The 13,074-nt window shown below is 64.9% G+C and carries 12 protein-coding genes; 9 read left to right on the top strand and 3 right to left on the bottom strand.

Annotated features, from left to right (window positions below):
• The 6 genes from QLQ86_RS13505 to QLQ86_RS13480 all read left to right on the top strand — a co-directional run bounded on the left by QLQ86_RS13505 (position 1) and on the right by QLQ86_RS13480 (position 5,568).
• On the top strand, positions 1-600 hold the full coding sequence (locus QLQ86_RS13505) for a CvpA family protein (RefSeq protein ID WP_282817286.1): 600 nt from the start codon (positions 1-3) through the stop codon (positions 598-600).
• 75 nt (positions 601-675) lie between these two features.
• On the top strand, positions 676-2,199 hold the full coding sequence (purF, locus tag QLQ86_RS13500) for an amidophosphoribosyltransferase (RefSeq protein WP_282817285.1): 1,524 nt from the start codon (positions 676-678) through the stop codon (positions 2,197-2,199).
• 10 nt (positions 2,200-2,209) lie between these two features.
• On the top strand, positions 2,210-3,406 hold the full coding sequence (locus QLQ86_RS13495; RefSeq protein ID WP_282817284.1) for an O-succinylhomoserine sulfhydrylase: 1,197 nt from the start codon (positions 2,210-2,212) through the stop codon (positions 3,404-3,406).
• Positions 3,407-3,532: 126 nt separating this feature from the next.
• Positions 3,533-4,222 carry a type 1 glutamine amidotransferase domain-containing protein gene (locus QLQ86_RS13490; protein ID WP_282736588.1) on the top strand — a complete coding sequence of 230 codons (690 nt, stop codon included), beginning with the start codon at positions 3,533-3,535 and terminating at the stop codon, positions 4,220-4,222.
• A gap of 162 nt (positions 4,223-4,384) precedes the next feature.
• Positions 4,385-4,939 carry a cytochrome b gene (locus QLQ86_RS13485; protein ID WP_282817283.1) on the top strand — a complete coding sequence of 185 codons (555 nt, stop codon included), beginning with the start codon at positions 4,385-4,387 and terminating at the stop codon, positions 4,937-4,939.
• Positions 4,940-4,980: 41 nt separating this feature from the next.
• Positions 4,981-5,568 carry a YceI family protein gene (locus QLQ86_RS13480; RefSeq protein WP_282817282.1) on the top strand — a complete coding sequence of 196 codons (588 nt, stop codon included), beginning with the start codon at positions 4,981-4,983 and terminating at the stop codon, positions 5,566-5,568.
• A gap of 87 nt (positions 5,569-5,655) precedes the next feature.
• Here QLQ86_RS13480 and QLQ86_RS13475 read toward each other — a convergent pair whose 3' ends face one another.
• Positions 5,656-6,450 carry a 2OG-Fe dioxygenase family protein gene (locus QLQ86_RS13475; protein WP_282817281.1) on the bottom strand — a complete coding sequence of 265 codons (795 nt, stop codon included), beginning with the start codon at positions 6,448-6,450 and terminating at the stop codon, positions 5,656-5,658.
• 293 nt (positions 6,451-6,743) lie between these two features.
• Here QLQ86_RS13475 and QLQ86_RS13470 point away from each other — a divergent pair, with 293 nt between their 5' ends.
• The 3 genes from QLQ86_RS13470 (at position 6,744) to QLQ86_RS13460 (ending at position 11,401) form a co-directional block, all read left to right on the top strand.
• Entirely contained in the window at positions 6,744-8,570 is a 1,827-nt protein-coding gene (locus tag QLQ86_RS13470; protein WP_282817280.1) for a putative bifunctional diguanylate cyclase/phosphodiesterase, read from the top strand.
• 118 nt (positions 8,571-8,688) lie between these two features.
• Positions 8,689-9,987 (top strand): MATE family efflux transporter, encoded by a 1,299-nt coding sequence (locus tag QLQ86_RS13465; RefSeq protein WP_282817409.1) that lies wholly within the window; start codon positions 8,689-8,691, stop codon positions 9,985-9,987.
• Between the two features lie 154 nt (positions 9,988-10,141).
• The gene (locus QLQ86_RS13460) at positions 10,142-11,401 is read left to right on the top strand and encodes a D-amino acid dehydrogenase (RefSeq protein WP_282817279.1); all 1,260 of its coding nucleotides are present in this window, start codon (positions 10,142-10,144) and stop codon (positions 11,399-11,401) included.
• Between the two features lie 110 nt (positions 11,402-11,511).
• Here QLQ86_RS13460 and QLQ86_RS13455 read toward each other — a convergent pair whose 3' ends face one another.
• Positions 11,512-12,699 carry an amino acid aminotransferase gene (locus QLQ86_RS13455; protein WP_282817278.1) on the bottom strand — a complete coding sequence of 396 codons (1,188 nt, stop codon included), beginning with the start codon at positions 12,697-12,699 and terminating at the stop codon, positions 11,512-11,514.
• Positions 12,700-13,038 (bottom strand): 4a-hydroxytetrahydrobiopterin dehydratase, encoded by a 339-nt coding sequence (locus QLQ86_RS13450; protein ID WP_278031052.1) that lies wholly within the window; start codon positions 13,036-13,038, stop codon positions 12,700-12,702.
• Between the last annotated feature and the right edge of the window lie 36 nt (positions 13,039-13,074).

Raw genomic sequence — 13,074 nt, 5'->3', positions numbered from 1 at the left:
ATGGCGCTGACCTGGATCGACTGGCTCTTCGTTGCGGTGCTGGTGGTGACGGGGCTGACCGGGTTCCTGCGTGGGCTGATCCGCGAGGCGCTGGGGCTGGCCGCCTGGATCATTGCCCTGATGGCTGCGCGGCTGCTGGCCGAGCCGGTGGCTGACCTGCTCTCGGGGGTGATCGACAACCCGGACGGGCGACTGGTGCTGGCCTTCGTGCTGGTGATCTTCGCGGTGATCCTGCTCTGCGGCATTGTCATCCGCATGGTCCATGCCGCCGTGGAGTGGGTCGGGATGGGACTGCTCAACCGAGTGACCGGTGCTGCCTTCGGCATGGCCAAGGGGGCGGCGATCCTGGTGCTGGCGACCATCCTGCTCACCCTGACGCCGCTGGTGCAGATGCAGGCCTGGCAGGAGGCCGAGTTGCGGCCGACCTTCGAGCAGCTGCGCGACTGGACGGTGAGCCAGCTCGAGGGCTGGGAAGGGCGCCTGCCGGAAGCGCCGGCGTCGCTGCGCGAGTTCTCCCTGCCGCGTTCGGAGCAGACGCCGGTAACCGACTCCGACCCGGCCCCGGAAGGCGCCGGAGGGCGACGACCCCCTGACATGTGAATCCCGGGGCGGGCGACTGTTCACGGTCCCGTCCCGACTCTTTAAGCAAGCTCCAGGCAAGCGAGGTAAGGTGGAATGTGCGGTATCGTGGGCCTGATGGCCAAGCAGGCGGTTAACCAGGGCATCTATGACGCCCTGACGGTGCTCCAGCATCGCGGACAGGATGCCGCCGGCATGATGACCTGGCATGAGGGCCGGTTCCTGTTGCGCAAGAGCAACGGCCTGGTGCGGGACGTCTTCCACACCCGTCACATGGCCCGCCTGAAGGGGAACATGGGCATCGGCCATGTGCGCTATCCCACGGCAGGGTCCTCCAGCGAGGCGGAATCGCAGCCGTTCTACGTGAACTCGCCCTATGGCATCACCCTGGCCCACAACGGCAACCTGACCAATTCCGATCAGCTCAAGCAGGAGCTGTTCTCCTCTGACCTGCGCCATATCAACACCAGCTCCGACTCGGAGGTGCTGCTCAATGTCTTTGCCCACGAGTTGGGCAAGCAAGGCCTGCACCTGGAGCCGGGCGACATCTTCGACGCGGTGCGCCGCGTGCATCGTCGCTGCCGGGGCGGTTATGCCGCGGTGGCGATCATCAACGGCGTGGGTCTGGTCGCCTTCCGCGACCCCCACGGCATCCGTCCGGTGGTCTTCGGCACCCGTGACGAGGGCGAGGGGGAGGAGGTGATGATCGCGTCCGAGTCGGTGGCCCTCGACGTGGGCGGCTTCGACCTGCACCGTGACCTGGCGCCCGGCGAGGCGATCTTCGTCGACATGACCGGTGCCATCCATACCCAGCAGTGCGCCGATCATCCGCGACTCGCCTCCTGCATCTTCGAGCACGTCTACCTGGCACGCCCCGACTCCATCCTCGACGGTGCCTACGTCTACGGCACCCGTATGCAGATGGGCCGCAAGCTCGGCGACCGCATCCAGAGCGAGTGGCCGGAGCACGACATCGACGTGGTGATCCCCATTCCCGACACCTCGCGCACCTCCGCCCTGGAGCTTGCCCAGCACCTGGGCGTGACCTATCGCGAAGGCTTCATGAAGAACCGCTACATCGGTCGGACCTTCATCATGCCGGGCCAGACCCAGCGCAAGAAGTCGGTGCGCCAGAAGCTCAACGCCATCGGCGTCGAGTTCAAGGACAAGAACGTGCTGCTGGTGGATGACTCCATCGTACGCGGCACCACCTGCAAGCAGATCATCCAGATGGCCCGGGAAGCCGGTGCGCGCAAGGTCTATTTCGCCTCCGCCGCGCCGCCGGTGCGCTATCCCAACGTTTATGGCATCGACATGCCGGCGGCCAGCGAGCTGATCGCCCATGGCCGCAGCGAGGCCGAGGTGGGCGAGCTGATCGGCGCCGACCGGATCTTCTATCAGGATCTCGACGACCTGAAGGCCGCCTGTCGCGAGGTGAACCCGGAACTCGAGGCCTTCGACTGTTCGGTGTTCGACGGCAAGTACGTCACCGGCGATATCGACGAGCGCTATCTGTCAGACCTCGAGGCCTCGCGCAGCGACGACGCCAAGCAGCAGCGCAGCGCCGGCGACCATGCCCTGGTGGGGATGCACAACCAGGAAGATGACATCGACGACTGAGGGGCACGTCATGCAGCAGGATCAGACACCAGAGCAGGAATGGGCACTGGAGACCCTGGCGATCCGCGCCGGTCACCAGCGTACCCATGAGCAGGAGCATGGCGAGCCGATCTTCCCGACCTCGAGCTTCGTCTACGGCAGCGCCGCCGAGGCGGCGGCCAAGTTCAGCGGCGAGGAACCGGGCAACATCTACTCGCGTTTCACCAACCCCACGGTGCGCACCTTCGAGCAGCGACTGGCAGCCATGGAGGGAGGCGAGCGCTGTGTGGCCACCAGCTCCGGCATGGCGGCGATCCTGGCCACGGCGCTGGCCCTGCTCCAGTCTGGTGACGAGATCGTGGCCTCGCGGTCGCTGTTCGGTTCCACCGTCAGCCTGTTCGACAAGTACCTGGGCAAGCTCGGCATCACGACGCGCTACGTGGAGCTTTCGAACCTCGAGGCCTGGGAGGCAGCCATGACGCCGGCCACCCGGCTGCTGTTTGCCGAGACACCGTCCAACCCGCTCTCCGAGGTCGTGGACATCGCGGCGCTGGCGAGGATCGCCCGCAAACATGAGGCCTGGCTGGCCATCGACAACTGCTTCCTGACCCCGGCGCTGCAGAAGCCGATTGAACTGGGCGCCGACCTGGTGATCCATTCCGCCACCAAGTACCTGGACGGGCAGGGCAGGGCGATCGGCGGTGCCGTGGTGGGGCGTGACAAGGAGCTCGAGGAGGTGTTCGGGGTGGTGCGCACCTGTGGCCCCTGCCTGAGCCCCTTCAATGCCTGGATCTTCACCAAGGGCCTGGAGACGCTCAACCTGCGCATGAGGGCGCACTGCGAGAACGCCCGGATCCTGGCCGAGTGGCTGGAGGGACATCCCGCGGTGGCGCGGGTCCACTACAGCGGCTTGGCCACCCATCCTCAGCACGAACTCGCCAGCCACCAGCAGCAGGGCTATGGGGCGGTGTTGGGCTTCGAGGTGAAGGGGGGGCGCGAGGCAGCCTGGTCGGTGATCGATGCGACTCGCATGCTCTCCATCACCGGCAACCTGGGGGACGTCAAGACCACCATCACCCATCCCGGCACCACCACCCATGGGCGCCTCTCCGAAGAGCAGAAGGATGCCGCGGGGATCACCGAGGGGCTGATCCGCGTGGCGGTCGGCCTGGAGGCCATGGAAGACATCCGCGCCGATCTGGCCCGGGGGCTCGACGCCCTGGTGTGATCGTCAACCCGATCGCTTGTCCATGTGGCAGGCGATCGGCTGTCGCACAGTCTTCCATCTTGAACTCCTGCTTCTCGTCGCCATCTCAACAGGGCACGCATTCATTGCCGCCCAAGGAGGGCCATGATGAAGATCCTGATGGTACTGACGTCGCATGACCGCATGGGTGACACCGGCCACGAGACCGGTTTCTGGCTCGAGGAGTTCGCTGCACCCTACTACGTCTTCAAGGACGCCGGCGCCGAGATCACCCTGGCCTCGCCCAAGGGCGGCCTGCCGCCGGTGGACCCCAACTCCCAGGCCGAGGAGGCTCTCACCGAGGAGACCCGGCGCTTCGAGGCAGATGCCGAGGCCAGGGCGCAACTCGCCGAGACCCACAAGCTCTCCGAGGTCGAGGTGAGCGACTTCGACGCCGTCTTCTTTCCCGGCGGACATGGGCCGCTCTGGGACCTTACCGGTGATCCCGATGCCCGCCGCCTGATCGAAGGCTTCCTGGCGGCCGAGCGGCCCGTGGCGGCGGTCTGCCATGCGCCCACGGTGCTGCTTGAGGCCCGCACGCCCGAGGGCGAGCCGCTGGTCAAGGGGCGCAAGGTCACCGGCTTCGCCAACAGCGAAGAGGAGGCCGTGGGCCTGTCCCAGGTGGTGCCGCACTTGCTGGAGGATGCGCTCAAGTCGCAGGGCGGTCGCTACGAGCGCAGCAGCGATGATTTCGCTCCCTTCCAGGTGCGCGATGGTCTGTTGGTGACCGGTCAGAACCCGGCGTCCAGCGCTTCAACTGCTCGCCTGTTGCTCGAGGTGCTCGCCGAGCGAAGCTGACAGGTCTCGATCCACCGAGCATGCCACGCTGTCCGCCATGCCTACCGTGGCGGGCGTCATGTGCTTTTTCCGAAAGGTGCGTTCGGCTTTTTTCAGCGGATGCCGATGTAGCGCTGCGGTAGGATGATGTGATCGACACGACGCAGACCGAGGCATCTGGACATGTGGAAGAACACCCGCAGCGGCTGGGGGCTGGTCAGTATCCTGCTGCACTGGATCAGTGCCATGGCCATCATCGGCCTCTTCGCCCTGGGCTGGTGGATGACCGGGCTCGGCTACTATGACAGCTGGTATAACCTGGGGCCCTGGTGGCATCGCTCCATCGGTATGTTGCTGCTGTTTGCCACCTTTTTTCGCGTGGTCTGGCGCATCACGAATCCTGTGCCGGTGGAGAAGGGGCATCGCCTCGAGCGCCTGGCCGCCCATCTCGGCCACATCGGCCTCTATGTACTGATGCTCGTGGTGCTGGTCAGCGGCTACCTGATCTCTACCGCCGATGGCAGGGGGATCAGCGTGTTCGACGCCTTCACGGTGCCTGCCATGATCAGCGATCTGCCGAATCAGGCCACAGTGGCCGGCCAGGTCCACTGGTACAGCGCCCTGGCGCTGATCCTGCTGGCGGCGGGGCATACCCTGGCCGCCCTGAAACACCATTGGGTCGATCGCAATGACGTCCTGTGGCGCATGGTCGACCCGCGCCGTTCCCGTCGTCCCTGAGGCGATTCACCCCCGACACGACCCGCAAGGAGAGACACCCGATGATCAAGAAGACCGCCATTGCCACCGCCCTGAGCGCCGCCGCCTTGGTGGGCGTCAGCCAGGCCCAGGCCGCCGACTATGTCATCGACACCGAGGACGGTCAGCACGCCTTCGTGCAGTTCAAGATCAGCCACCTGGGCTACTCCTACATCCTCGGCAGCTTCGAGGATTTCTCCGGGAGTTTCAGCTACGATCCCGAGAACCTGGACGCGTCTTCCGCCAGTGTGGAGGTCGATGTTGCAAGCCTCAACAGTAACCATGCCGAGCGCGACAAGCACATCCTGAGCGATGACTTCCTGGATGCGGGCGAGTACCCCACCGCCACCTTCACGTCCACCGGCTTCGAGTCGACCGGCGACAATGAAGGCGTGATGACGGGTGAACTGACCCTGCACGGCGAGACCAACGAGATCGAGATGCCGGTCACTCTAGTCGGGGAGGGCGAGGATCCCTGGGGGGGCTATCGCGCCGGTTTCGAAGGCTCCACCACCCTCGTGCTGGCCGACTACGGCATCGACATGGGGGATTTCCCCGAGGTGATGTACGAGCTTGAGCTCTATGTGACCTTCGAGGGCATTCGCCAGTAAGGCATGCCCGCGATTCCACACGCAGGCAGCATGACGCCCCCCGGAGATGCTCCGGGGGGCGTTTCATTACAGGGTTAGAGGTGAGGCTCAGCGAGTCTCGTTGAGCACCGCCTCGGGGAAGTGCCGGCGCAGGATGCGGTTCTGGAACTCATCCACGAAGCGGCTATTGATGATGATGATGAAGCGCTCGAAGGGCTCATCGGCATCTTCCTGGTGGATGCCGTCCACGCTGTGGAAGAGACGGTCGTCGCGCAGGTGCAGGATATCCCCGGGGGCGAGGGTCGTTTCGACCAGGGGGCGGGTTCCTGCCTTGTCGGCATAGAGGTGATTATCCCCCCCGGCGACATTGTGGCGATTCAGCACCAGGATGCTCAGCGCCTTGCAACCATCGGCGTGGATACCCTGGCCCTGCAGGGGGTCGACCATGCCCTCGCCGCGAACGCCGGTAATCTGCATCAGGATGGGCTCGTTCGGTTTCAGGTCCCAGAGCCGGGCCCAGGCGCGCACGAAGGCCTTCACATCCGGGCGAGCCATGAACTCGGGCGTCAGCGGCTCGTAGTAGCGAAGGCGGTCCGCCATGCTCTCGGCATCATTGAAGGCGCCCCCCTGCGCCATGGGGCAATGGCCCATATCGTAGGCCTCCCCCCGCTCATCCAGGGTCAGCCAGGACATCCGCTTCCAGCGACGGTTGACGTAGGGGTCACGGGGCAGGTCGGCGGTGAACGCCTGCCAGGCCTCGAGATCCACCCGGGAGCGCACCTCGGTCCTGGCCCAGTCCTGTCGCTGCAGGGCGTCGGTGACCTCCGGTGACCAGTAGTCGGCTACCGGGTCGAGGGGCATGGTGGCGGGATCGAAGCCGTACTTGAGGGTATCGAGTTTCATGGGATCTTCTCCATTGGGTGTGGGGCGTGATTGCCCGTGGGTTGCCCGAAAGCCCGGGCAACCCTAGGAAAAGGAGAAGATTTGCAACGAAATGTCAAAAAATGTACCAGACTTGTCGTACTGGTCGGTTGGGATCCTTCGTTGAATCGGCGGATGGCAACACCTGGCCGACCTGATGCGTTGTAGGATATTTCCTACACATGCGGGTAGGATGGGGAGTCTCGATGTCGCACCAAGGGGCCATCTGGCTTCATGATGAGGGGTGACATCGTCATCCGAAGATGAGGGAGCGAATGAGCGGTCGCGATACCGGCTTCCGGCACTGGCTGGCGCGTCGGTGGCAAGAGGTCAGAGCGAGAAGGCCCGATGTCCGGGACGATAGTGTCCGGGAAGATGTCGAGGTCGTGCGCCGCCAGTATCTCGAGAGCGAGCAGCGATTCCGGGCCCTGCTGGAGAGTCTGCCCAAGGTGGCGGTCCAGGGCTATGACCGCGACCGCCGCGTGATCTACTGGAACGAGGCCAGCACCCGGCTCTATGGCTATGCCTCCGAGGAGGCCCAGGGGCGTTTGCTGGAAGAGCTGATCATCCCGGCGCCGATGCGCGAGCCCGTCATACAGGCGCACCGGGCCTGGGTGCGGGAAGGGGTCGAGATCCCCGCCGATGAGCTCGAGCTCCAGCACAAGAGCGGGGAGCTGGTCCCGGTCTTCTCCCACCATGTCATGCTCGGCGAGCACACCGATGACCCCCTGATGTTCTGTATCGACGTGGACCTCTCGGACCAGAAGCGAGCGCATCGTGAGCTGGATTTCGCCACGCGCTTCGATTCGCTGACTCACCTGCCCAATCGCCAGACCTTCGAGGCGCAACTGGACGAGGCCATCGCCGACTGTCGCCGACAGGACACCGGGCTGGTCCTGGTCTATCTGGACATCGACCACTTCGTGGAGATCAATGACGCCCTGGGCTACGAGCAGGGGGATCGGCTGCTGGTCGAGCTGACCCGGCGGCTGCATCGGGCGACGAGGGCCTCGGACATGATGTCTCGACTCTCCAGCGACGAGTTCGTGATCGCTTTCCCTGGGTTCCAGCGCGAGGATGTCCTCCCGCAGCTGGTCCACAAGGTCCAGCAGGTCCTGCGCGCTCCCTTCCTGATGGATGGGTCGCGGCGCCAGGTGACGGCCTGCCTGGGCGTCAGCCTCTATCCGGACAACGGTGATACGGCACGCGAGCTGATCCGCAACGCCGATGTGGCCAAGAACCGGGCCAAGCTGGACGGCCGCGGCAGCGTCTGGTTCTTCGACCAGCAGCTCCACGACGAGCTGCTCCATCAGCATCGCCTCGTCGACCGACTGGAGCAGGCCCTGGACAGCGGGGGGCTCTCGTTGCACTACCAGCCGCAGGTATCCGCCGTCAGCGGTTGTATCGAGAACCTCGAAGCGCTCCTTCGCTGGCAGCCCGCGGAAGGTCCGCCGATCTCGCCGGCCGAGTTCATTCCCCTCGCCGAACGCTCCGACCTGATTCATCGTCTCGGTGACTGGGTCATGGAGACCGCGTGTCGTCAGCGGGCGCTCTGGCGAGATGCCGGCCTGGCAATCGAGCGTATCGATATCAATTTCTCCGGTCGGCAGATGAGCCGGTCCGATGTCTTCGAGCGCTTCGAGGCCTGCCTGGCACGCCACGGTCTGGGACCCCGGCATATCGGTCTCGAGCTTACCGAGAACGTGCTGATCGAGGCCGACGACAGGATCCTCGAAGGCTTGCGCCGGCTCCATCATCTGGGCTTTCGCATTGCCATCGATGATTTCGGTACCGGCTACTCGTCGCTCAGCTACCTCAAGCACTTCCCGGTCACGGCACTCAAGATCGATCGGACCTTCGTGCGCGATGCGCCGGACCAGCCCGAAGATCGGGCCATCATGGAGGCGGCGATCTTCATCGGCCATCGCCTGGGGCTCGAGGTCGTGGCCGAAGGCGTCGAGAACCGCGAACAGCTAATGTTGATCCGGGAGATGCGCTGCGATCTGGTCCAGGGGTTCTACTTCTTCCGCCCCATGCCGGCCCTGGAAATGGAGCGTGTCCTTGGCGGGCTGGTGACGGGGCACCAGGGGTTTGTGGGCTGAGTCCGACGTCCGCTTGGCGTAGAATGCCAGCCCTGCGGACGACCACGGAGCCCCTGTGAATTCCCTCGACGAATCCCGTTCCTCACTTGGCCTCACCCTCTGGCGCCAGACCTGGCCCATGGCCATCGGTGTGCTGGCACTGCTCGGCTTCCAACTGGTGGACAGTGCCTTCATCGCGCGACTCGGCACGGCACCGCTGGCCGCCCAGTCTTTCACCTTCCCGCTCTCCTTTCTGGTCATCGGCATCCAGGTCGGCATGGGGATCGCCATCGCGGCGATGATCTCGCGGGCCCTGGGGGGAGGGGAGTCCTTCCGGGCACGTCGGTTGGGCAGCCTGGTGCTGCTGGTGGGGACCGTCACCATTGCCCTGCTGGTGGTGCTGCTGTGGGCCATCCAGGCGCCAGTCTTCGCCCTGCTGGGGGCCGACGAGTCCACCCGCGAGTTGATCCGAGCCTACTGGGCGCCCCAACTGCTGGCGGCCTGGCTGGGGGCGGTGCTCTATTTCGGCTATAGCCTGTTCCGGGCCCACGGGGACACCTGGCTGCCCGGCAAGATGATGGTGATCACCAGCCTGGTCAACCTGGTCCTCGACCCGCTGCTGATCTTCGGCATCGGTCCCTGGCAGGGATTGGGTCTGCCCGGGGCGGCGTGGGCCACGTCGATCGCCTTCGCGACCGGCCTGCTGGTGCTGGGCCGCCGGCTGAGTGGCATGGACTGGCTGGCGGCCGAAGGATTGCTCGGGGAATTGCGCCGTTCGCTGGTGCCCTTCGCCGGTATCGCCGGCCCGGCCATGATCAGCCAGCTGATGCCGCCCTTGGCGGCCATGCTCGCCATCTCGGTAGTGGCCTCCCTCGGCGAGGCTCAGGTAGCGGCCTGGGGGCTGGCCAGCCGCCTGGAAACCCTCTCGCTGATGGTGGTGCTGGCCATGACCATGTCGCTTCCGCCCTGGCTCGGCCGTTGTTACGGTGCCGGGGACTGGGACCAGATACACCGGCTGATGCGCCTGGCGCTCAGGGGGGTGGTAGCCTGGCAGCTGTCGCTGGGAATCCTGATGGCCCTGGCCTCTCCCTGGGTGGCGCTCGCGCTTTCCGGGAATCCCGAGGTGCGCGATGACCTGGCGACGCTGATTCGTTTCCTGCTGCCAAGCTATGCGGCACTGGGCGTCTGCATGATCGTGGTCTCGGCGGGCAACGCCCTGGGCTGGCCGCTGCGTGCCATGCTGATGTCGGCCGCCCGGCTGTTCGTCTTCTACCTGCCTTGTCTCTGGGCCGGGGCCTGGCTGGGCGACTTGGTGGGCCTGGCCATGGGCGCGGCGCTCGGCAATCTGCTGGCAGGATTGGCGGCCTGGGAGGTGCTGCGACGCATCCTCGCCAGCCCGCGCCGGCAGCCGGGAAAGATGGATAGTGCAATCAACTAGAAAGCATCGATATCACAATATAAAAAAACAATAAAAATATTAAATATAAAATATATACATTATAACAGTGGAAAAATCAGTCCAATCAACTGGAAGAATCTCCCTATACTGCCCGCCTTTGATCCCACAACCACAAGGCAGAAGGGGAGCCTCCATGAAGGTACTGATTCTCGGCAGCGGCGTCGTCGGCGTCACCAGCGCCTATTACCTGGCCCGCCAGGGCCACGAGGTCACGGTGGTGGACCGTCAGCCATCACCGGCGCTGGAAACCAGTTATGGCAACGCGGGCCAGGTCTCCTTCGGCTTCTCCTCGCCCTGGGCGGCGCCCGGCATCCCGCAGAAGGCGGTCAAGTGGATGTTCCAGGAGCACGCCCCGCTCAAGATCCAACCCAGGATGGATCCGACCATGGCGCGTTTCATGATGCAGATGCTGAGCAACTGCAATGCCGACCGTTACATGGTCAACAAGGAGCGTATGGTCCGCGTGGCCGAGCATAGCCGGGCCTGCATCAATGCCCTGCGCGACGAGACCGGTATCCGCTACGAAGACCGCCAGCGCGGCCTGCTGCAGCTGTTCCGCCACGAGAGCCAGGTGGAGGCGGTGGAGAAGGACATGAGGGTGCTCGAGCAGTGCGGGGTGCGCCACCAACTGCTGAACGCCGAGGAGATCGCCGGCGTGGAACCCGCCCTTTCCCGGGTGCCGGGCAAGTTCGTCGGCGGCCTGCACCTGCCTGACGACCAGACCGGCGATTGCCATCTCTTCACCAACCGCCTCGCGGACTACTGCCGCGAGCGGCTGGGTGTCGAGTTCCGCTTCAACGTCGACATCCAGCGCCTCAGACGCAGTGCCGGCAAGGTGGAGAGCGTGGTGACCAGCGCGGGCGAGTTGACCGCCGATGCCTATGTAGTCTGCCTGGGGAGTTATTCGCCGTTTCTGGTCAAGGACCTGGGCCTCAGGCTGCCGATCTATCCGGTCAAGGGCTACAGTCTGACCGTGCCGGTCACGGACGACGGCGGCGCACCCCAGTCCACGGTCATGGACGAGAGCTTCAAGGTGGCAATCTCGCGCTTCGATGACCGCATCCGGGTGGGCGGCACCGCCGAGCTTGCCTCCTACAACCTCGACCTGCTGGAGAAGCGCCGGGCCACCATCGGCATGGTGGTGCGTGACGTATTCCCGGAGGGCGGGGACGTGGCCAACGCCGAGTTCTGGACCGGACTGCGCCCCATGACCCCGGACTCCACGCCGATCATCGGGGCCACGCGGGTCGACAACCTGTGGCTCAACACCGGCCACGGTACCCTGGGCTGGACCATGAGCTGCGGCAGTGGCCAGCTGCTGGCCGACCTGATGAGCGGGAAGGCGCCGGCCATCGACCCCAGTGGGCTGGATGTCTCCCGCTACGCGGCCTGATACGAGCAAGGAGCAAGGAGCAAGGGAAGCAGTGCCAAGCCGCTTGCATACGAAAAGGCCCGTCGGTTTCCCGGCGGGCCTTTGCTCGATGGTCTCAGGCGAGGTGGCGATCAGTTGACCGCGGCGATCGCCTTGGCCAGGTAGGGCAGGTTCTCGTGGGAGAAGCCGGCCACGTTGGCGCGGCCAGAGCGTACCATGTAGATGCCGAACTCGTCGCGCAGGCGGTCGACCTGCTCGGGCGTCAGGCCGGTGTAGGAGAACATGCCGCGCTGTTCGGCCACGCAGGCGTACTTCTCGTCCAGGTTATAGGGCTTGAGGGCCTCGACGAAGTCACGACGCAGGGTGTTGATGCGGTCGCGCATCTCGGTGAGTTCCTCGCGCCAGATGGTGGCGAGCTCCGCGGAGTGCAGGATCTCGCTGACGATGGCGCCGCCGTGGGCCGGCGGGTTCGAGTAGTTCTCGCGGGCCACGATGGCGATCTGCGAGCGCACGTTCTCCATCTGCTCCTGATTCTTCGCCACCATGATCAAGCAGCCGGTGCGCTCGCAGTAGATGCCGAAGTTCTTGGAACAGGAACTGGTGATGATGACCTCGTCGAGGTTTTCGGCCATCAGGCGTACCCCATAGGCATCCTCGTCCAGGCCCTCACCGAAGCCCTGGTAAGCGAAGTCGATCAGCGGCAGCAGGTTGCGCTCGCGGACGACTTCCAGCACCTGTTGCCACTGGTCGCGGGACAGGTCGAAGCCGGTGGGATTGTGGCAGCAGGCGTGCAGCAGCACCACGTCACCCTCGGGGATCTGCTTGAGCGCCGCCAGCATGCCGTCGAAGTCGAGACGGTTCTCGGCGTCCACGTAGGGGTACTTGTGGAGCGTCAGGCCGGCGGCCGGGAAGATGCCCAGGTGGTTCGGCCAGGTCGGGTCGGAGACCCAGATGTCCTTGCCGGGCAGCTGGTGGGCGATGAAGTCGGCTGCCAGGCGCAGGGCGCCGGTGCCGCCTGGGGACTGGGTAGCGCTGGCACGCTTGGCCTCCAGCACCGGCGATCCTTCGCCCAATACCATCGGCAGTATCACCTCACCGTATGCCGGCGCACCATGGGAGCCGATGTAGGTCTTGGTGGTCTCGTTCTTGAGCAGCAGGGCCTCGGCTTCCTTGACGGCGCGCATCACCGGGGTGTTGCCCTGGGCGTCCTTGTAGACGCCGACGCCGAGATCGACCTTCTGAGGGTTGGTGTCCTTCTTGAAGGCCTCGATCAGACCGAGGATGGCGTCCCCGGGAACCCGCTCAATTTTCTCGAACATTTATTTCGCTACCTCGTCGGTTCTGGCGGCAAGAATGAAATCGTTCCTGTGCAGGCCCTTCATCTCGTGCGACCACCAGGTCACGGTGACCTTGCCCCATTCGGTCAGCAGGGCCGGATGGTGCCCGGCTTCCTCGGCGATCTCGCCGACGCGGTTGGTGAAGTCGAGGGCCTGCTTGAAGTTGCGGAACTTGAAGACCCGCTCCAGCTTCATGATGCCATCGCGCTCGATGATCTGCCACTCGGGGATCTCGGCCTTATACTGCTCGATCTCGGCCTCGGTGACATGGGGGGCGTCCCAGCTGCAGGCCTCGCATTGCTGTTCGGAAAGCTGGCTCATGGTATCTCCTTGTCGTCTCGATGGATCGTCGTCGTG

The sequence above is a fragment of the Halomonas rhizosphaerae genome (assembly GCF_030012485.1).
Lineage (GTDB): Bacteria > Pseudomonadota > Gammaproteobacteria > Pseudomonadales > Halomonadaceae > Halomonas > Halomonas rhizosphaerae.
This window is presented reverse-complemented; position numbering and strand designations above follow the sequence as displayed.